Source organism: Micromonospora sp. AMSO31t, assembly GCF_008868175.1.
GTDB lineage: Bacteria > Actinomycetota > Actinomycetes > Mycobacteriales > Micromonosporaceae > Micromonospora.
Genome location: NZ_WBKT01000008.1, coordinates 40,436 through 58,080, shown reverse-complemented (window position 1 = coordinate 58,080; position 17,645 = coordinate 40,436). Strand labels below are relative to the sequence as shown.

Genomic DNA, 17,645 nt, shown 5'->3' with positions numbered 1-17,645 from the left:
CGGCGCCCCGACGCCGAAACCCCACCCCTCACGTAGGAGCACACATGTCCCTCACCCTGTCCCGGCGCGGCCGCGCCCACACGGCGGCGCTGCTCGCCCTCGTCCTGCTCGCCGCGCCCGCGTGCGCGAACGACGAGGGCGGGGCCGGCGCCGGCGCACCCGTCAAGATCGGTCTGCTGGCGTCGCTCTCCGGCACGTACCAGGCGGTCGGCAAGGACATCCGCGACGGCTTCCAGCTCTACCTGTCCAGCCACGACGGCAAGCTCGGCGGCCGGGACGTGGAACTCGTGGTCGCCGACGAGGGCAACGGAGCGGCGACCGCGGTGCCCGCCGCCACGAAGCTGCTCAAGCAGGACCGCGTGGTCGCGCTGACCGGCGTCGTCGGCGGGGGCTCGGTGGCCGCCGTCTACCCGCTGCTCAACGAGACGAAGGTGCCGTTCGTCGGCTCCAACGGCCGGCCCGAGCTGAAGGACGTCTCCCGGGTCTGGCACACGTCCTACCTGTCCGACGAGCCGGGGGAGGCGATCGCCCAGCACGTGCGCGACGACGTGAAGGGCAGCGTCTACGCCATCGGCCCCGACTACCAGGGCGGCTGGGACGAGCTGCGCGGCTTCACCGAAGCCTTCGCCAAGGCCGGCGGCACACTGGCCAACCCGGACGGCAAGGCCACCTTCACCCCGTTCCCGGCGACCACCAACTTCACCCCGTACTTCGCGCGGATCAAGGCCTCCGGGGCGAACGCCGTCTACACGTTCTACGCCGGCAGCGCGGCCGTCGACTTCGTGAAGCAGTACGCCCAGTCCGAGGTGAAGGACCTGCCGCTCTACGCCGCCGGGTTCCTGACCGAGGGCGGGGTGCTCAACGCCCAGGGCGAGGCGGCACGCGACATCTACTCGGTGCTCAACTACTCGCCGGACCTCGACAACGCGGAGAACCGCGCCTTCGTGGCCGCCTGGAAGGCCGAGCACGACGGCTCCCCGACGACGTACGCCATGGCCTCCTACGACGCGGCGGCCGTGCTGGACCGGGCCATCGCGGCGGCCGGGGACGAGGCGACCCCCGAACGCGTCAACGCGGCCATCGGCCAGCTCGGGCAGATCGCCAGCCCGCGCGGCACCTGGCAGTTCTCGCCGACCACCCACGCGCCCGTGCAGAAGTGGTACCTGCGCCAGGTGCGCCAGGACGGCCGGGCGCTGTCCAACACCGTGGTGGGCGATCTCGCCACCGTCGGCGGGTGACGCCCGTGGCCGCCGGCATCCGGTTCGACCCGTACGTCGTCCCCGCCCTCGACGGGGTCGCCTACGGTCTGCTGGTCTTCGTCGCCGCGGCGGGGCTGGTGCTCTGCTTCGGCGTCGCCGGCATCCTGAACCTGGCGCACGGCACCCTCTACGCGATCGGCGGCTACACGGCGGCCGCCCTGCTGGACGGCGGCTGGCCGAGCCTGGCGCTGGCGCTGGCCGTCGGGGTGGTGGCCGCCACCGCGTCCGGCGCGCTGGTCGCCGGGCTGCTCACCCGGGTCGCCGCGCGCAACCACCTCACCCAGGCGCTGCTGACCTTCGGGGTGGCCCTGGCCGGCGGGAGCCTGCTGGTGAGCGCCTTCGGGCCGGACGACCCGCCGGTGCGCGTACCCGCCGCGCTGGACGGGTCGGTGGTGGTCGCCGGGCACCGCTACGCCGCGTACCGGCTGGTCTTCATCGTGGTGGCGGCGCTGCTCGCCGCCCTGATCCACCTCGTGGTGCGCCGCACCCGGGCCGGGATGCTGGTCCGCGCCGCCGTCGACGACGCCGAGATGGTCGCCGTCCTCGGGGTGAGCCCGGCCCGGATCCGGGTCGGCGTGCTGGCGGCCGCCGGGGCGCTGGCCGGCGCGGCGGGGGTGCTCGGCGCGCCGATCATCGGCCCCGGGCCGGACACGGCCGACGCCGTGCTGCTGCTGTCGCTGGTGGTGGTCGTCCTCGGCGGTCTCGGCTCGATGGTCGGCACCCTGCTCGCCGCGCTGGCCGTCGGGCAGATCCAGACCCTGGGCGTCGCGCTCGCCCCGTCCGCCGCCCCGTTCCTGCTCTTCGCCGCCATGGCGGTGGTGCTGGCGGTGCGGGCGCGGGGCCTGGCCACGGTCCGGAGGGCGACGTGAGGCGGGGAGCCGTCCGGGCGCTGCGCCGCGGCGTCGCCGCGCTGGTCGTGGTCGCCCTGGTGCTGGCGCCGTGGACGGTCGACGACTACACCGTCGCACTGCTCGCCCGCACCCTGGCGCTCGGCCTGGTGGCGGTGAGCGTGGCGCTGCTCACCGGCGTCGCCGGGCTGCCCACCCTCGGCCAGACCGCACCCTACGCGGCGGGCGCCTACGCCAGCGCGGTCGTCGGCAGCCATCTCTCCGACGTCGGCCTCGTGCACCTGGCCGTCGCGGCGGCGGCCGGGGCGGCGCTGGCCGCGGTGACCGTGCCGCTGGTGGTCTCCGCGCGGGGTGTGGTGCTCCTGATGATCACCCTGGCGGTCGGCGAACTGGCGGTGACCGTCGTGGGGCGCTGGCGGTCGGTGACCGGCGGCACCGACGGGCTGGCCGGCGTCGCCGCGTCCCGGCCACTGTGGGGGCTGCCGGTGCTGGCCACCGACCGGGCGCGTTACGTCTACACCCTGGTGGTCGTCGCGGCGCTGGTCGGCGTGGTGCTGCTGGTGCTGCGCACCCGGGTCGGGCTGCTGCTGCGGGCCGGCCGGGACGACGAGGCGCGGCTGCGGGCCAGCGGCCACCGGGTGCCGGCCCACGTGGCCGGCGTGCACGTCGCCGCCGGGGCGGTCGCGGGCGCCGCGGGTTCCCTGCTCGTGGTGGCCCAGCAGTTCGTCTCCCCGGCCGACTTCGGTTTCGACACCTCCGCCCTGCTGCTGCTCGGCGTGGTGATCGGCGGCACCGCCTCGGTCGGCGGCGCGCTGGTCGGCGCCGCGCTCGTCGTGGCCGCTCGGGACTGGCTGTTCGGCGTGCTCCCCGGGCAGGCGCCGCTGGTGCTCGGGCTGGCGTTCGTCGCCGCCGTCTACCTGCTCCCCGACGGCGGGCGCCGACCGAGGGTACGCGGCCGGCTGCTCCCGGCCGTCCCGGCCCGCCGTCCCGCCCCGGAGAGCCCGACGCCGACGGGAGTACGCGCATGACCCCGCTGCTGTCCGCTGAGGGGATCACCGTCCGCTACGGATCGCTGGCCGCGCTGGACGGCGTCGACCTGCGGATCATGCCGGGCCAGCGGCACGCCCTGATCGGGCCGAACGGCGCCGGCAAGACGACACTGCTGGACGTGCTCGGCGGGTCCACCCGGGCCGGCCGCGGCCGGGTGCTGCTGGCCGGCCGGGACGTCACCCGGCTGGGGCCGGCCGCCCGGGCCCGCCGGGGGGTCGGCCGGATCCACCAGCGCCCCGCCGTCTGGTCGACGCTGACCGTGCGGCAGAACGTGCTGGTCGCCGCGCTGCCGCGGGCGGTGCGGCCGGGCCGGTGGCACCCGTCGGCGCGGCGGCGGGCGGCCGCGCGGACGGCCGACGCGCTGCTGGCACGGGTCGGCCTCACCGAGATCGCCGCGATCCCGGCCGGGCACCTGGCGCACGGGCAGCGCCGGCAGGTCGAGATCGCCATGGGGCTGGCCGGCCGGCCCCGGCTGCTGCTGCTCGACGAGCCGGCCGCCGGGCTGTCCGCCGTCGAGGTCGGGTGGCTCATGGAGTTCCTGCGGACGCTGCCCCGGGCGGTCGCCGTGCTGCTGGTCGAGCACCGGCTGGACCTGGTCTACGCGCTCTGCGACACGGTCACCGTGCTGCGCGACGGGCGGACGCTGGCCACCGGGACGCCGGCCGAGATCCGCGCCTCCGGTCCGGTCCGGGAGGCGTACGCCGAGGGGGTGGCCTGATGCTGCGGATCGACGGGCTCTGCGCCGGCTACGGGGGCGGCACCGTGCTGCACGAGGTGAGCCTCGACGTGCGCACCGGCACCGTCCAGGCGGTGGTGGGCCGCAACGGCGCCGGCAAGAGCACGCTGGTGCACAGCGTGGCCGGCCTGGTGCGGCCGTACGCCGGCCGGATCGAGATCGGCGGCGTGCAGGTCGCCGGCCGGCAGCCGCACCGGATCGCCCGGTCCGGTGTCGGCCTGGTCCCGCAGGGCCGGCGGGTCTTCTCCCGGTTGACCGTGGCCGAGCACCTGGTCCTGGCGGCCGCGCCGTGGCGGGCCGCGACGCCCGGCGGCGAGGGCTGGACGGTGGCCCGGATCCTGGAGCTGCTGCCCCGGCTCGGGTCCCGGTTGCGCCACCGCGGCGATCAGCTGTCCGGCGGTGAGCAGCAGATGCTGGCCATCGCCCGGGCCCTGCTGGGCCAGCCCCGGCTGCTCCTGCTGGACGAGCCGTGCGAGGGCCTCGCCCCCGACCTGGCGGCCCGGGTGCGGGAGCTCGTCGACACGCTGGCCCGGACCGGGCTGACCGTGCTGCTCGTCGAACAGCAGCTCCGGCACGCCGTCGAGGTGGCGGACCGGATCGCGGTGCTGGAGTACGGCCGGGTCGTCTACGACCGGCCGGTGCACGAGGTCCGGGCCGACCCGGACGTCCTGGCGGCGATGCTCAGCGTCGCCGCGGTCGGTGAGCCGTCGGCTCCCCGACCGGTGTCCGGGCTCTGGTCCGACGCCGGGCACTGACCCGACCCGCAGCGACAGGGATGAGGAACGATGCCGACCCACGTCCATGACACCGACTACGCCTTCGACAACGGCGCTCCGGACGCCGTGCCCCAGATGCGGGCGCTGGAGTCCTTCCTGGATCCGATCACGGCGCGCCGGATCGCCCCGCCGGTGCTCGCGCCCGGCGGCGTGTGCTGGGAGGTCGGCGCCGGCGGCGGCTCGGTCGCCCGGAGCCTGGCCCGGGCGGTCGGCCGGGGCGGCCGGGTGCTGGCCACCGACCTCGACACCGGGCACCTCACGGCCACCGGCAACCTCGACGTACGCCGGCACGACGTGCGCACCGAGCCGCCGCCCGGCGACGCCTTCGACCTGATCCACGCGCGCCTGGTGCTGCTGCACCTGCCGGAGCGGCGGCGCGTGCTGTCCTCGCTGGCCGGTGCGCTGGCCCCGGGCGGGTGGCTGGTGGTCGAGGAGTTCGACTGCACGGCGCCGCTGCGGGTGCTGACCGCGCCGAGCGACGACGCGGCGAAGCTCTTCGCCCAGGTGACCGACGCGATGCTCGACATCCTCCAGAGCCACGGCGCCGACCTGGCCTGGGCGCAGGACGTGCACGGCGAGCTGGTGGCGGCGGGGCTGGACGAGGTGGACACGGTCGTCCACGCGCAGAGCTGGCCCGGCGGCTCCCTCGGGGCGTCGCTGTACGGGACGAACTCCCGGCAGCTGGAGCCGGAGCTGCTCGACGCCGGATTGTCGCCCGGTCAGCTGGAGGCGTTCCGCCGGCTGCTGCGGGACCCGGGGTTCGCCGTGATGTCGTACCAGTTCGTGTCGACCCGGGGACGGCGGCCGGCGGGGCGGTGAGCGCCGTCGCGCCGCTACTGCCCGAGGAACTCCTCGATGACCGTGGCCAGCCGCACCGGGGTCTCGTACATGGCGTAGTGGCCCGCGTTGGCGAGCACCTCGAGCCGGGCGTTGGGGTAGTGGCGCAGCCAGGTCTCGCGCATCGTTTCGGCGCCCAGCGCGGGGTCGTGCTCGCCGACGACGGCGAGCGCCGGCACCGGGTTGCCCTTCACGTCGTCGGTGAAGTCGGTCCGCGCCCAGGCGGTGAGGTACGCGCCGAACGCCTCCGGCGTGGAGTGGGCGAGGGAGAACCGGACCATCTCGTCGAGCCAGCGGCCGGACAGCCGGTTGCCGGTGGTCAGGTCGATGATCGCGCGCCGGTTGGCCGGCTCGGCCGCGGCCCCGTCGAACAGCGTCCAGCCCTGGAGGTCGAACGGCACGCCGCTCGCCGGGACCGGGCTGATGCCGACGAGGTGGCTCACCCGCCCGGGGGCGTCGGCGAGGACCCGCTGGGCGGCGCTGCCGCCCATGGAGTGCCCGACCACCGAGAAGCTGTCCCAGCCGAGGGAGTCGACCAGCGCCAGGGCGTCGCGGGAGATCTCGGCCATGGTGTGCTCGCCGGCGACGTCGGTGCGCGCGCCGTAGCCCCGGTAGTCCGGGAACGCCCAGGTGAAGCGCTCGACGTCGATCAGCTCCGGCAGCCAGCCCCAGCCCTTCGCCGAGCCGAACCACCCGTGCAGGGCCAGCACCCGGTGCGCTCCGTGACCCACGGTGCGGTGGCTGATCGTCATGTGCGGGACCCCTTCCACTGGTGCGGCGTGGCGACAGTGAACGGCCTGAGGCCGCGGCGGGGGAACACCGGCGTCGGATAGGCGACGCCCCACCGCGGCCCGAGGTGACCGCCCGCCCGGTCGGGGGTGGACGGTCACCTCGCGGTCGGACGAGGATCAGATGAGGCCGCCCATGGCCGGGTCGCTGATGCTGGGCTTGCCGTTCTCGACGTGACCGGCGTACCGGACCGCGAACGCGGCGTCGGCGGAGACCGTCACGGTGAGGTCGTACCAGCCGTGCGCCCGGGACAGCGACCACGACGGCGAGGCCGTCTCACCCGGCTTGAGCGACAGCCTGGTGCGCTTCGACTGGTAGCGGTCCGCGACGGTCACCTCGACCCGCTTCGCGCCCCGGTTCACCAGGGTCAGGCCGACGTGGTGGTCGCGCTCGTCGTACCGCGCCCGGACGTCGACGCCGGCACCCGTGCCGCCGGTGAAGCGGCGGAAGAAGCCGTTGGGGCCGTGCACCTCGAGGTCGTACCCGGCGGTGGCGTCCCAGGTGTCGCTCACCTGCCGGCCCGGCTCCACCGTGTAGGTGCGCGGCGGCTGGGCCGGGTCGGCCGAGCGGACCCCGAAGACGCCGGTGGCGCCGCCGGAGTTGCGGAAGTCGAGGTGGAACGAGGTGCCGGCGGCCCGCCCGTCCACGTGCAGGGTGTACGGGAGGGCCCGGGCGGGCCGTACCCCCCGCTCCTGGCGGGGCAGGCGCTCCTCGGCCGGCGGCACCGGCACCTCGTCGGGCTGGCGGGTGAGGTCGACCGGCTTGAGGTCGGCGGTGTCGGGCAGCTTCACCCGCGGCGAGGCGTTCGGGGTCCGGAAGTCGAACGCGCTGGTCAGGTCGCCGACCACCGCGCGGCGCCAGGGCGTGATGTTGGACTCGACCAGGTCGGCCCTGCCCTTGGCGAACCGGGTCTCCAGGAAGCGGATCAGCGAGGTGTGGTCGAACACCTGCGAGTTGACCCAGCCGCCGCGGGTCCACGGCGAGACGACGATCATCGGCACCCGGATGCCGAGGCCGTACGGGCCGGCGGCCCGCCGGGCGTCACCGGGGAAGACCTCGTTGGTGGTGGGCACGGTGGACAGGCCCTCGGCGCGGCTCTGCGGCGGCGTCGGCGGCACCAGGTGGTCGAAGAAGCCGCCCTCCTCGTCGTACGTGATGAACAGGGCCATCTTGCTCCACACCTCGGGGTGGCTGGCCAGGATGTCGACGACCTGGGACATGTACCAGGCGCCGTAGTCGGGACCCCAGTTCGGGTGCTCGCTGTAGGCCTCCGGCGCGACGATCCAGGAGACCTGCGGCAGCGTGCCGTTCGCCACGTCCCGCCGGAAGTCGGCCAGCAGCGCCTCGGGGGAGCGGTCCTGCTTCGAGATCTCGGTCCCGGTCTTCGCCCGGTCCGCCAGCGGGTTGCCGGGCCGGGCGTTCTGGTACTGGTGGAAGTAGAGCAGCGAGTTGTCCCCGTAGTTGCCGATGAACGGGTCCCCGGTCCAGCCCCAGTAGCCCTCGGCGGTCAGGCCCAGGCCGACGTCCTGGTAGACCTTCCAGGACACTCCGGCGCGCTCCAGCCGCTCCGGGTAGGTGGACCAGTCGTAGCCCGCCTCGGCGTTGTCGATGACCGGGCCGCCGCCCTTGCCGTCGTTGCCGACCCAGCCGGTCCACATGTGGTAGCGGTTGGGGTCGGTCGAGGCCAGCACCGAGCAGTGGTAGTTGTCGCAGACGGTGAAGGCGTCGGCGAGCGCGAAGTGGTACGGCAGGTCGCCGCGGGTGTGGTGGGTCATGGTGACCACGCCCTTGTTGGGCACCCACCGGTCGTACCGGCCGCCGTTCCAGGCGCCGTGGGTGTCGGCCCACCCGTGCGGCGGGTCCGGCAGGAAGGTCTGCCCGAGGTCCGGCACCTCGGGCCGGAAGGGCAGCAGGTCGGTGGAGCCGTTCGGCTGGTGCCAGACGCTCCGGCCGGAGGGCAGCGTCACCGGGTGCGGGTCCGCGAAGCCCCGGACCCCGCGCAGGGTGCCGAAGAAGTGGTCGAAGGACCGGTTCTCCTGCATGAGGAAGATGACGTGCTCGACGTCCTCGATCGAACCGGTCCGGTTGTTCGCCGGGATGGCGAGGGCCTTGCTGAAGTCCACCGGCAGGGCGGCCGCCGCCACCGGAGCGCTCATCATCTTCAGGAAATTTCGACGGTCAACACTTGCCATGACAGAGCACCACCTGACTGACGCCGAACGATTGGCGGGTGGCACGCTATTGGCGCCAGATGGATCTCACGTGTCCGGAACGAGAGCGTTGCGCCAACGCCGTAAGATCCACGCACCCTGGCGAGTCCTCGCCTCCGCCCCCTCCGGAGCCCGCATGTCCGAGCCGCAGGACACCACCCCCGACGTACCGGAGGCGAGCCGGCCCCGACGGCGCTGGCTGCTGCCGGCGGCCGGTCTCGCCGCGGCCGTCGCGGTGGCGTTCGCCGTGGTCGCCGTGACCGGGCCCGGTCCGGAGCGACCGGCGGCCCGCGCCGTCGCCGCGCCGACGTCGCTGCCGCCGAGCACCGAGACCGCCACCCCGAGCGCCGTTCCGGTCCCGGCGAGCCCGACGGCCACGCCCGCCCGCGCGTCGACGCCGACGCGGCGGCCCGCGCCGGCCCGGTCGACCACGGGCGCCGCCCCGCGGCCCCGCGCGACGACCCGCACCCCACGGCCGAGCTGCACCCGGGCCGGCGTGGTGGACGTGGTCCAGGTGTTCACCGACGGCGTGGTGAAGGTCGCGGCCCGGACCGACGGCGAGTGGACCGACCAGCTCTGCCCGGGCGAGCGCATCCGGGTCTTCTGGGCCACCTACCGCCGCACCGCCGACGGCGGCGCGACGCTGTACCGGTCCCAGGTCCGCTACCTGGACCGGTCGTCGCCGACCTGGACCATGCACCTGGTCACCCCGGACACCTGCGGGCCCTGGTACGTGGTGTCCGGCGGCGCGAGCATCCCGCAGACCCTGAAGCCGGGCGTGGTGCCCTTCGGTGGCAGCAAGATGCACTGGGAGACCGGCGAGCACTGCTGACGGTGTGACGGAACGAGCGCGTTCCGACCGTCCGGCGTCAGCGCAGCGGGCCGTCCCCTGGGCCGTTCGGGTCGTCGACCAGGTGCACGGCGGCCTCCTCGGCGCTGGCCGCGCCCCCGTCGATGCCCGCGTCCCAGGCGACCGAGTCCGCCTGCTCGTCCTCGCCGAGGCCCGCGTCGTCGGCCACCAGGCGTCCGGTGCGCGCCTCCCGCTCGTAGCCCCGGCGGGTCAGCTCGTCCTCGTCGTCGGTCGCCTCGGCGTACGGGTCGAGGTCCGGCTCCTCCTGGGCGAGCAGCTGCGCGAGGGACTCGCCGGCCCGCTCCTCGGCGGGCGTGGTGCCGAACCGGTTCGCCCCGCTCCAGTGGTCGGCGGCGGCGATGCCGGTGTCGAGGGGGTCGCCCGTCCGGTCGTCGTCGAGGGTGTCCGAGGCGTCCAGGACGCCGTCGTCCTCGGCCACGTTCCACTCGTCCGCGATGTCGGTCCGCTCGGTCTGGCTCATGGCGATCCTCCCTGGTCAACGCCCCGTGCTGCCATCCAGCCTAGAACCGTCGCCCGGGCCGGCGACGACACGGGGGTCGGTCACAGCCTCCGGCCCCGGGCGTCGCGGGCGACGATCCCGTCCAGGGGTTCGCCGGGGGCGAGCACCCCCGGGTCGAACCAGAAGATCACCAGCCGGGGGTCCTCGCTCCACCGGGCCAGCCGGGCCTCGACGTGGCGGCCGTCGACGGTGCCGACGATCCGGGCGGCCGGCCCCACGAAGTACCCGAAGGTGGGTACCGGGACGGCGGAGGGCACCCGTGCCTGCGGGTCGTAGCCGATCTGGTGGAACCCCGGCCGGCGGTCGCTGCCGGCCACGTCGTTGACCAGGTAGTCGGTGGTCAGCTCCCCGGCGGGGGAGCGCCGGCCGGCGGCCAGGCCGATCGTCACCCCGGGCAGCTCGGGGACGTCGACGGGCACCACGTAGAAGACCCGCTCGTCGGCGCCGTACCGGATGCCGCTGCCCACCACTGCCCCGACCGGTCGGGGCCGCAGTTCCGTCGGAGCGGGGTCGGCGGTCGCCGTCGGCGCGACGACGGGCGCCGTGGCGACCGGCGCCGGCAGTGGCGGCTCCGGCGCGCGGCTCCGCGCCACGGTGCCACCGACGCCGATGACCACCGCGGCCACCGCCACCGCGACCGCGCCGGTCCCGGCGACGCGCCGGCGGCGGCGCACCCGCCGGCCCTCGCGCATGATCACGGCGAGGTCGGGACCGTTCCGGTCGGCCCGCTCGGCCGCCCGCATGGCCCGGCGCAGCTCGTCCACCTCGTTCATCGCCGCGTCCCCTGCGGCTCGGGCGCGGTGAGGCCCGCGCTGCGCAGCTTCTCCAGGGCGCGGGAACCGGTGCTCTTGACGGTGCCCACCGAGACGTCGAGTTCGCGGGCCACCTGGGCCTCCGGAAGGTCGAAGTAGTGACGCAGCACGACGACGGCCCGCTCGCGCGCGGTGAGCGTGCCGAGGATGGCGAGCAGCCAGCGCCGGGTCGCCACCTCGTCCGCCACGTCGCCGCCGTGCGGCTCCGGGAGGTCCTCGGTGGGGTACTCCCGGATCGGCCGCCGCCAGGCGTCCACGAGATGGTTCACGAGCACCGACCGGGCGTAGCCGTAGGCGTCGCCGTTGCGGACCCGCGACCACGACGCGTAGGTGCGGACCAGCGCGGTCTGGGCCGCGTCCTCGGCCTGGTGATGGTTGCCCGTCATCAGGAAGGCGGCGTGCACCAGCCGCGCGGACGCCGCCGTGGCGAACTCGACGAACTCCGCGTCACCCCGGGCCATGCCCGCCCTCTCCACGTCCCACCTGGTACAGGACGGGTGAGGCGGGCGAAAGGTTGAGTCCCCGCCGGACCAACTTTGGCACCGGGCCACCCGTCCTCCTCCCTGCGCACCACCGACGGCGAGGGAGACCGACGATGACGAGAACCGTGGACCGGGCTCGCGGTGGCGGGACGATGCTACTGCTGGTCACGCTGGTGTCCGGCTGCGCGCCGCCCGCGTCCGGCCGGGCCGCCGGCGCGCCGCCCGCCGCTCCGGCCGCCACCGCGCGGGCGGCGGCGCCGGCGTCCGCCCGGCAGCCTCCGGTCCGGATCGGCTATGCCGGCCACGGCCACGGCCGATGGCGGTTCGCCGCCGCGGAGCCCGCCACCCCGAGGAGTATGCGCCGGCTGCTGCGTTACCGGGTCGCGGTGGAGGGCGACATCCACGGGGTGCCGCCGGCCGACTTCGGCGCGGAGGTCGCCCGCATCCTGAACGACCCGCAGGGCTGGACCGCGGACGGCAGCCTCGCCCTGCGCCGGGTCGGGCGGGACCAGCCGGCCGACTTCACCGTCTACCTCGCCACCCCCGGCACCCGCGACGAGCTGTGCCAGGACCGGCCGGACGGCTACACCTCCTGCCGCCACGGCGACCGGGTGGTGCTCAACGTCGCCCGCTGGGCCGGCGGTGTGCCGGGCTACGGCGCGGGCCTCGCCACCTACCGCCGGTACATGGTCAACCACGAGGTCGGCCACCGGCTCGGGCACGGGCACGAGCGGTGCCCGGGACGGGGCCGGCCGGCGCCGGTGATGCAGCAGCAGACCCTGGGCCTGCACGGCTGCACGCCCAACGCGCTGCCCTACCCGCACGGCCGGCGCTACAGCGGACCGCCGGGGGCGTACGCCGACCCGGTGCCGCCCCGCGAGCGCGGCCGGCCCGACTGAACCGGGCGGGGACCGCGCGTGGTGGGGGTCGGCCGGCGGGGGTGCTTTAGTAGACGCCATGCCCAACCCCGCGATCCTCACCGTCGACGACGACCCGGCCGTCTCCCGGGCGGTCGCCCGCGACCTGCGGCGCCGCTACGGCGACCGCTACCGGGTGGTGCGGGCCGACTCCGCCGAGGCGGCGCTGGAGGCGCTGCGCGAGCTGAAGCTTCGCGGCGAGCAGGTGGCGGTGCTGGTCGCCGACTACCGGATGCCGCAGATGAACGGCATCGAGTTCCTCGAGGCCGCCATGGACCTCTTCCCCACCGCGCGCCGGGTGCTGCTCACCGCGTACGCCGACACCGACGCCGCGATCAACGCGATCAACGTGGTCGACCTCGACCACTACCTGCTCAAGCCGTGGCACCCGCCGGAGGAGAAGCTCTACCCGGTGCTGGACCAGCTGTTGGAGTCGTGGACGGCCGGCGCGGCCACGGCCACGGCCGAGCTGCGCGTGGTCGGGCACCGCTGGTCCGCACCGTCGTTCAAGGCCCGGGACTTCCTGGCCCGCAACCTGGTGCCGTTCCGCTGGGTGCTCGCCGACGAGGCGGAGGGCGCCGAGCTGCTCGCGGCGGCCGGGGTGACCGCGAACGACGTACCCCTGGTCGTGACGGCCGACGGCAAGTCGCTGGTGCAGCCCACGACGGCCGACCTGGCCGCGCAGGTCGGGCTGGCCACGACGCCGGCCGCGGAGTTCTACGACCTGGTGGTGGTCGGCGCGGGCCCGGCCGGGCTCGGCGCCGCCGTCTACGGCGCCTCCGAGGGGCTGCGGACGGTGCTCATCGAGCGGCGGGCCACCGGCGGCCAGGCCGGGCAGAGCAGCCGGATCGAGAACTACCTGGGCTTCCCGGACGGCGTCTCCGGCCTCCAGCTGACCGATCGGGCCCGCCGGCAGGCGCTGCGGTTCGGCGCCGAACTGCTCAGCGCCCGCGAGGTGGTGTCCCTGGAGGACGCCGGTGGGGCGCGGGTGCTGCGGTTCGCCGACGGCAGCAGCGTCGCCGCGCACACGGTGGTGCTGGCCACCGGCGTCTCCTACCGGATGCTGCCCGCGCCCGGACTGGCCGAGCTGACCGGCCGGGGCTGCTTCTACGGCTCGGTGGCCAGCGAGGCGCCGAGCTGCTCGGGGGAGGACGTCTACATCGTCGGCGGCGCGAACTCCGCCGGCCAGGCCGCCGTGCACTTCTCCCGGTACGCCCGCCGGGTGCACCTGCTGATCCGCGGTGACGACCTGACCCGCTCGATGTCCAGCTACCTGATCGAGCAGATCGCCCGGATCGACACCATCGAGGTCCACCCGCACACCGAGGTGGTAGGCGGCGCCGGCCAGGAGCACCTGGAGGAGGTGACCCTGCGCGACACCCGCACCGGAGCGACGCGGCGGGTCGACACCTCGTGGCTGTTCGTGTTCATCGGCGCGGAGCCGCACACCGACTGGCTCGACGGCGCGGTCGCCCGGGACAGCCGGGGCTTCGTCCTCACCGGGCCGGACCTGACCCGGGGAGGCCGGCGGCCGGCCGGCTGGGCCCTGCCCCGCGACCCGTACCACCTGGAGTCCAGCATGCCCGGCGTCTTCGCCGCCGGTGACGTGCGGGCCGAGTCGGTGAAGCGGGTGGCCTCGGCCGTGGGCGAGGGCGCCATGGCGGTCTCGCTCGTGCACCGCTACCTGGAGGCACAGTGAGCGCGAGGAGTGAGCCGGGTCTGCGAGCCCCGCAGTCGCGAACCAGGGAGGCACAGTGACCACCGAACCGGACCGGCTCAGCCCGGACGACCTGCGGCGTCTCTTCCTCTTCGAGTCGCTCACCCCGGAGCAGCTCGCGCACCTGGCCGAGCACGGCCGGGTGGAGCAGCGGCGCGCCGGCGAGGCCGTCTACGTCGAGGGCGAGCCGGCGAGTTGCTTCTACGTGCTGCTGCACGGCACGGTGACTCTGCACCGCCGGGTCCAGGGTGACGAGATCGAGATCAGCCGGACCAGCCAGCCCGGCGTCTACGGCGGCGCCATGCAGGCGTACGTGGGCGACCTGGCCGAGCAGCGCTACCAGAACAGCCTCTTCGCGGTGACCGACTGTGACGTCTTCGCGCTCCCCGCCCAGATCATCGCCGACGCGATGCGCAGCTGGTTCCCGATGGCCACCCACCTGCTGGAGGGGCTGTTCATCGGGATGCGCAACACGCAGACCATCGTGGGCGAGCGGGAACGGCTGCTGGCCCTGGGCGCTCTCTCGGCCGGGCTCACCCACGAACTCAACAACCCGGCGGCGGCCGCGGTGCGGGCCACCTCGGCGCTGCGCGGCCGGGTCGCCAAGATGCGGCACAAGCTCGCCATGATCGCCGACGGCCGGCTCGACGGCCGGCGCCTGCACGACCTGGTCTCCCTGCAGGAGGAGGCGGTGAAGCGGGCGGCCGCCGCGCCGGCACTGACCCCGCTCGCCGCCAGCGACGCGGAGGACGAACTGGCCGACTGGCTCGACGAGCGCGGCGTGCGGGGCGCCTGGGAGCTGGCCCCGACGCTGGTCGCCGGGGGCATCGACACCGGCTGGCTGCGTCAGGTGGACGCCGCGGTCGGCGCCGACGACCTGGAGTCGGCGATCCACTGGATCACCTACACCATCGACACCGAACTGCTCATGGGCGAGATCGACGACGCGGTCACCCGCGTCTCCGGGCTGGTCGGCGCCGCGAAGCAGTACTCCCAGCTGGACCGGGCGCCCTACCAGACGGTCGACGTGCACGACCTGCTCGACGCCACCCTGGTCATGCTCCAGGCCAAGATCCCGTCCGGCGTCCGGGTGGTGAAGGAGTACGACCGGAGCGTGCCCGCCGTTCCCGCGTACGCCGCCGAGCTGAACCAGGTGTGGACGAATCTCATCGACAACGCGCTCGGCGCGATGGGCGGCACCGGCACGCTGACCATCCGGACCGGCCGCAAGGAGGACCGGCTGGTCGTGGAGGTCGGCGACACCGGCGGCGGCATCCCGTCGGAGATCCGGCCGCGCATCTTCGAGCCGTTCTTCACCACGAAGCCCGTCGGCGAGGGCACGGGCCTCGGGCTGGACATCTCCTACCGGATCGTCGTGAACAAGCACCACGGCGACATCCGGGTGCGGTCGGAGCCGGGCGACACCCGGTTCGTCGTGCTGCTGCCGCTGACGCCGGCCTGACCCGGGCGCGGTCGGGTCAGAACAGCGTCGACGGGGCCACCGGCGCGGGCTCGGGCAGCGGCGCGACCTCGGGCAGGCGCGCCCGGACCTGGTCGTGGAAGCGGCGGGCGAGGTCGGGCGCGTCGGCGTTGTCCGGGGTGTGCACGAACACGGTGGGGGAGCGGCCCTCGCGCAGCCAGCCGGTCACCACGTCGAGCCACGTCTGCCAGCCCTCGACCGTGCGTGCCGGGTCGTCCCGGCCGAGGTAGCGGACGATGGGCCGGTCGGTCAGCGCCCGGGTCCGCAGCGGGGTGCGCGGCTTCTTCAGCCATGCCTCCCGCTCCGCGTCGCTGGTCGGCGGGGTGCGGAAGAACGCGGTGGTGTCGAAGGGGATCCACTCGGCGTCGACCCGGGCGAGGGTGTCCTCCAGGGCGCGTGCCGCGCCGGCCTCGGTGAAGAAGGCGGGGTGGCGGACCTCGACGGCGTACCGGTGGGTGGTGGGCAGGCCGCGCAGGAAGCGGGCCAGCGTGGGCACGTCGCCGGGGCCGAACGAGCCCGGCAGTTGCACCCAGAGGGTGTGTGCCCGCGGGCCGAGAGGTTCGACGGCGTCGAGGAAGGCCCGCAGCTCCGCGTCGGCGCCGGTGAGCCGGCGCTCGTGCGTGACGACCTTCGGCAGCTTGGGCACGAAGCGGAAACCGGGATCGGTCTGCCGGGCCCAGGACGCGACCGTCTCCCGGGACGGGGTGGCGTAGAAGGTGGTGTTCCCCTCGACCGCGGTGCACCACTCGGCGTAGGCGCGCAGCCGCTCGTGGGCCGGCAGCGGGTGCGCCAGGTAGCGACCCTGCCAAGCCTTGTGCGTCCACATGGCGCAGCCGACGTGCAGGCGCATCCGGTCCCTCCCACCGTTCGACCGCCCGGCGCGCCACCCGCGCCGCGGCAAACGGTATCCGGGGCCCGGGCGGCCGGCGCCTCGGGTCCGTTCAGCCGCGACCGGTGCCGTCCGCGAGCAGCCGCCCCGCCGTCCGGCGGCGTTGCTGCTTCACCAGGTAGAGCCGCTGGTCGGCGACGTGCAGCAGCCGGTCGAAGGTGTCCCCGTCGTAGGGGGCGGTGGCCGAGCCGACGCTGACGCCGGCCAGCCCGCGCACGGCCGCCTCGATCCGGGCCGCCGCGGCCCGCGCCGATTCCCGGTCGGCGTCGGACAGCACCACCACGAACTCGTCGCCGCCGATGCGGGCGAGGGCGTCCTCGGCCCGCAGCACGTTCCGGGTCGCCGCGACCACCCGGCGGAGCAGGTCGTCGCCGGCGGCGTGCCCCAGACGGTCGTTCACCAGCTTGAAGTCGTCCAGGTCGAGGCAGAGCAGCGACGGGCCGGGTCGGCAGCCGGCGTGGAACAGGAACGTGGCCAGCTCGGCCAGGCCGCGCCGGTTCAGCGCGCCGGTGAGCGGGTCCAGGGACGCCAGGGCGCGCAGCTGGGACCGCTGCCGGGCGAGGGTCCGGGTCTGCGTCGAGCAGACCGAGGCCAGGACCAGCATGCCGGCCAGGTAGACGAACACGTGACCGGCGGGGGCCGGCGGCCCGGCGAAGGCGACGACGAGGTACGACCCGACGGTGAGCACCTCCAGCCCCACCATGAGCCGCAGGTGCGGTGTGTAGCCGGCGACGAACACGGACGTGGTCACGAACCCCAGCGCGGCCGGCGACGTCACGCCGCCGTCCCAGTACGCGCCGAGCGCCGCCATCACCAGCGTGATCATCAGGAGGGTGAACGAGACGCGGTAGCTGGACGCCTTGCTGGTCACCCGGGTGGCCGCCCACGTGCCGACGACACCGGCGGCCAGGCCGCAGCCGTACGCCGTCAGCATCAGCTCCCGGTTCGGCGCGCCGAGGGTCAGGAGGCAGTAGACGACGGCGACCGAGTGGGAGACGGCGTGGAGGGCCGCGCTGACCAGGGTGCGGCGACGGCGCTCTCTCATCCCGCCGTCCACCGTGCTCCCGGCCCTCGGTCGCCCGCAGCCGTGCGGGCACGGCGTCGTTCAGCCGGCGGGATCGCGCCGACCGCCGGTGTGGACGCCACTCGGATGAGGCAGCTCACCACGTCGAAATTCAATGACCTGCATCAACCGGCAGTCAAGAGACGAGTCGTTAACCAGCCGTTCATATTACGTACGGGAGCGCCCAGATCACGCTCGGCTGACGGCGGGCGCCGGCACCAGTGGGTGCCGGCGCCCGATGGTCACCGCCTGGCGTGTTCCTTCGCCATCTGCGGGCGTTCCCCCTTGCCGACCCGCCGCAGCGCGTCGCGCAACTGCTCCTCGGACATCTTGGAGTTCCCCTCGATGCCCGCGTTGTGGGCCTGCTGCCGCAGCTCGTGCAACCGATCGCGGTCACCCATGTCGAGCTC

Annotated in this window: 18 protein-coding genes; 10 read left to right on the top strand and 8 right to left on the bottom strand. The window is 74.8% G+C overall.

Annotated features, from left to right (window positions below):
- Window positions 1-44: 44 nt before the first annotated feature.
- The 6 genes from F8274_RS03625 to F8274_RS03605 are packed head-to-tail and all read left to right on the top strand — an operon-like array spanning window position 45 to window position 5,488.
- On the top strand, window positions 45-1,238 hold the full coding sequence (locus F8274_RS03625) for an ABC transporter substrate-binding protein (protein ID WP_151460832.1): 1,194 nt from the start codon (window positions 45-47) through the stop codon (window positions 1,236-1,238).
- Complete coding sequence (locus F8274_RS31740) at window positions 1,235-2,128, top strand: branched-chain amino acid ABC transporter permease (RefSeq protein ID WP_225853587.1); 894 nt, start codon at window positions 1,235-1,237, stop codon at window positions 2,126-2,128. Before F8274_RS03625 ends, F8274_RS31740 begins: the two co-directional genes overlap by 4 nt.
- Window positions 2,125-3,135, top strand: a complete 1,011-nt coding sequence (locus tag F8274_RS31735; RefSeq protein WP_225853586.1) for a branched-chain amino acid ABC transporter permease — start codon at window positions 2,125-2,127, stop codon at window positions 3,133-3,135. The genes F8274_RS31740 and F8274_RS31735 overlap by 4 nt, the downstream gene beginning before the upstream one ends.
- Window positions 3,132-3,875, top strand: coding sequence for an ABC transporter ATP-binding protein (locus F8274_RS03615; protein ID WP_151460831.1), 744 nt, complete (start codon window positions 3,132-3,134; stop codon window positions 3,873-3,875). The genes F8274_RS31735 and F8274_RS03615 overlap by 4 nt, the downstream gene beginning before the upstream one ends.
- Window positions 3,875-4,648 carry an ABC transporter ATP-binding protein gene (locus F8274_RS03610; protein WP_151460830.1) on the top strand — a complete coding sequence of 258 codons (774 nt, stop codon included), beginning with the start codon at window positions 3,875-3,877 and terminating at the stop codon, window positions 4,646-4,648. The genes F8274_RS03615 and F8274_RS03610 overlap by 1 nt, the downstream gene beginning before the upstream one ends.
- Window positions 4,649-4,678: 30 nt before the next feature.
- Complete coding sequence (locus tag F8274_RS03605; protein WP_151460829.1) at window positions 4,679-5,488, top strand: methyltransferase domain-containing protein; 810 nt, start codon at window positions 4,679-4,681, stop codon at window positions 5,486-5,488.
- A gap of 14 nt (window positions 5,489-5,502) precedes the next feature.
- On the opposite strand, the gene F8274_RS03600 is transcribed toward F8274_RS03605, so the two are convergent.
- Together F8274_RS03600 and F8274_RS03595 are read right to left on the bottom strand one after the other, a co-directional pair.
- Complete coding sequence (locus F8274_RS03600) at window positions 5,503-6,258, bottom strand: alpha/beta fold hydrolase (RefSeq protein WP_151460828.1); 756 nt, start codon at window positions 6,256-6,258, stop codon at window positions 5,503-5,505.
- A gap of 156 nt (window positions 6,259-6,414) precedes the next feature.
- Window positions 6,415-8,487 (bottom strand): phosphocholine-specific phospholipase C, encoded by a 2,073-nt coding sequence (locus tag F8274_RS03595; protein WP_151460827.1) that lies wholly within the window; start codon window positions 8,485-8,487, stop codon window positions 6,415-6,417.
- Window positions 8,488-8,641: 154 nt separating this feature from the next.
- On the opposite strand from F8274_RS03595, the gene F8274_RS03590 reads away from it, so the two are divergent.
- Entirely contained in the window at window positions 8,642-9,337 is a 696-nt protein-coding gene (locus F8274_RS03590; RefSeq protein WP_151460826.1) for a hypothetical protein, read from the top strand.
- A gap of 37 nt (window positions 9,338-9,374) precedes the next feature.
- On the opposite strand, the gene F8274_RS03585 is transcribed toward F8274_RS03590, so the two are convergent.
- The 3 genes from F8274_RS03585 to F8274_RS03575 all read right to left on the bottom strand — a co-directional run bounded on the left by F8274_RS03585 (window position 9,375) and on the right by F8274_RS03575 (window position 11,148).
- Window positions 9,375-9,836: a DUF5709 domain-containing protein gene (locus F8274_RS03585; protein WP_151460825.1), complete on the bottom strand. Its 462-nt coding sequence runs from the start codon at window positions 9,834-9,836 to the stop codon at window positions 9,375-9,377.
- Between the two features lie 80 nt (window positions 9,837-9,916).
- Window positions 9,917-10,648: a hypothetical protein gene (locus tag F8274_RS03580; RefSeq protein ID WP_151460824.1), complete on the bottom strand. Its 732-nt coding sequence runs from the start codon at window positions 10,646-10,648 to the stop codon at window positions 9,917-9,919.
- Window positions 10,645-11,148 (bottom strand): SigE family RNA polymerase sigma factor, encoded by a 504-nt coding sequence (locus F8274_RS03575; protein WP_151460844.1) that lies wholly within the window; start codon window positions 11,146-11,148, stop codon window positions 10,645-10,647. The genes F8274_RS03580 and F8274_RS03575 overlap by 4 nt, the downstream gene beginning before the upstream one ends.
- A 134-nt stretch (window positions 11,149-11,282) precedes the next feature.
- On the opposite strand from F8274_RS03575, the gene F8274_RS03570 reads away from it, so the two are divergent.
- The 3 genes from F8274_RS03570 to F8274_RS03560 are packed head-to-tail and all read left to right on the top strand — an operon-like array spanning window position 11,283 to window position 15,265.
- Window positions 11,283-12,068 (top strand): DUF3152 domain-containing protein, encoded by a 786-nt coding sequence (locus tag F8274_RS03570; RefSeq protein WP_151460823.1) that lies wholly within the window; start codon window positions 11,283-11,285, stop codon window positions 12,066-12,068.
- Window positions 12,069-12,126: 58 nt separating this feature from the next.
- Window positions 12,127-13,785 carry an FAD-dependent oxidoreductase gene (locus F8274_RS03565; RefSeq protein WP_151460822.1) on the top strand — a complete coding sequence of 553 codons (1,659 nt, stop codon included), beginning with the start codon at window positions 12,127-12,129 and terminating at the stop codon, window positions 13,783-13,785.
- 55 nt (window positions 13,786-13,840) lie between these two features.
- Window positions 13,841-15,265: an ATP-binding protein gene (locus F8274_RS03560; RefSeq protein WP_151460821.1), complete on the top strand. Its 1,425-nt coding sequence runs from the start codon at window positions 13,841-13,843 to the stop codon at window positions 15,263-15,265.
- A 16-nt stretch (window positions 15,266-15,281) separates the two neighbouring features.
- On the opposite strand, the gene F8274_RS03555 is transcribed toward F8274_RS03560, so the two are convergent.
- The 3 genes from F8274_RS03555 to F8274_RS31130 form a co-directional block, all read right to left on the bottom strand.
- Complete coding sequence (locus F8274_RS03555; protein ID WP_225853589.1) at window positions 15,282-16,109, bottom strand: DUF72 domain-containing protein; 828 nt, start codon at window positions 16,107-16,109, stop codon at window positions 15,282-15,284.
- A gap of 115 nt (window positions 16,110-16,224) precedes the next feature.
- Complete coding sequence (locus F8274_RS03550) at window positions 16,225-17,217, bottom strand: GGDEF domain-containing protein (RefSeq protein WP_151460819.1); 993 nt, start codon at window positions 17,215-17,217, stop codon at window positions 16,225-16,227.
- Between the two features lie 260 nt (window positions 17,218-17,477).
- A complete protein-coding gene (locus tag F8274_RS31130) occupies window positions 17,478-17,636 on the bottom strand; it encodes a hypothetical protein (protein ID WP_192579689.1) in 159 nt (52 codons plus the stop codon).
- Between the last annotated feature and the right edge of the window lie 9 nt (window positions 17,637-17,645).

Bases quoted from the DNA above. Each gene is read 5' to 3' on its own strand.
- F8274_RS03605 (WP_151460829.1), top strand. From the start codon at position 4,679: ATGCCGACCCACGTCCATGACACCGACTACGCCTTCGACAACGGCGCT.
- F8274_RS03555 (WP_225853589.1), bottom strand. From the start codon at position 16,109: ATGTGGACGCACAAGGCTTGGCAGGGTCGCTACCTGGCGCACCCGCTG.
- F8274_RS03565 (WP_151460822.1), top strand. From the start codon at position 12,127: ATGCCCAACCCCGCGATCCTCACCGTCGACGACGACCCGGCCGTCTCC.
- F8274_RS03595 (WP_151460827.1), bottom strand. From the start codon at position 8,487: ATGGCAAGTGTTGACCGTCGAAATTTCCTGAAGATGATGAGCGCTCCG.
- F8274_RS03570 (WP_151460823.1), top strand. From the start codon at position 11,283: ATGACGAGAACCGTGGACCGGGCTCGCGGTGGCGGGACGATGCTACTG.
- F8274_RS03615 (WP_151460831.1), top strand. From the start codon at position 3,132: ATGACCCCGCTGCTGTCCGCTGAGGGGATCACCGTCCGCTACGGATCG.
- F8274_RS03585 (WP_151460825.1), bottom strand. From the start codon at position 9,836: ATGAGCCAGACCGAGCGGACCGACATCGCGGACGAGTGGAACGTGGCC.
- F8274_RS03590 (WP_151460826.1), top strand. From the start codon at position 8,642: ATGTCCGAGCCGCAGGACACCACCCCCGACGTACCGGAGGCGAGCCGG.
- F8274_RS03575 (WP_151460844.1), bottom strand. From the start codon at position 11,148: ATGGCCCGGGGTGACGCGGAGTTCGTCGAGTTCGCCACGGCGGCGTCC.
- F8274_RS31130 (WP_192579689.1), bottom strand. From the start codon at position 17,636: ATGGGTGACCGCGATCGGTTGCACGAGCTGCGGCAGCAGGCCCACAAC.
- F8274_RS03580 (WP_151460824.1), bottom strand. From the start codon at position 10,648: ATGAACGAGGTGGACGAGCTGCGCCGGGCCATGCGGGCGGCCGAGCGG.
- F8274_RS03550 (WP_151460819.1), bottom strand. From the start codon at position 17,217: ATGAGAGAGCGCCGTCGCCGCACCCTGGTCAGCGCGGCCCTCCACGCC.
- F8274_RS03625 (WP_151460832.1), top strand. From the start codon at position 45: ATGTCCCTCACCCTGTCCCGGCGCGGCCGCGCCCACACGGCGGCGCTG.
- F8274_RS03600 (WP_151460828.1), bottom strand. From the start codon at position 6,258: ATGACGATCAGCCACCGCACCGTGGGTCACGGAGCGCACCGGGTGCTG.
- F8274_RS03610 (WP_151460830.1), top strand. From the start codon at position 3,875: ATGCTGCGGATCGACGGGCTCTGCGCCGGCTACGGGGGCGGCACCGTG.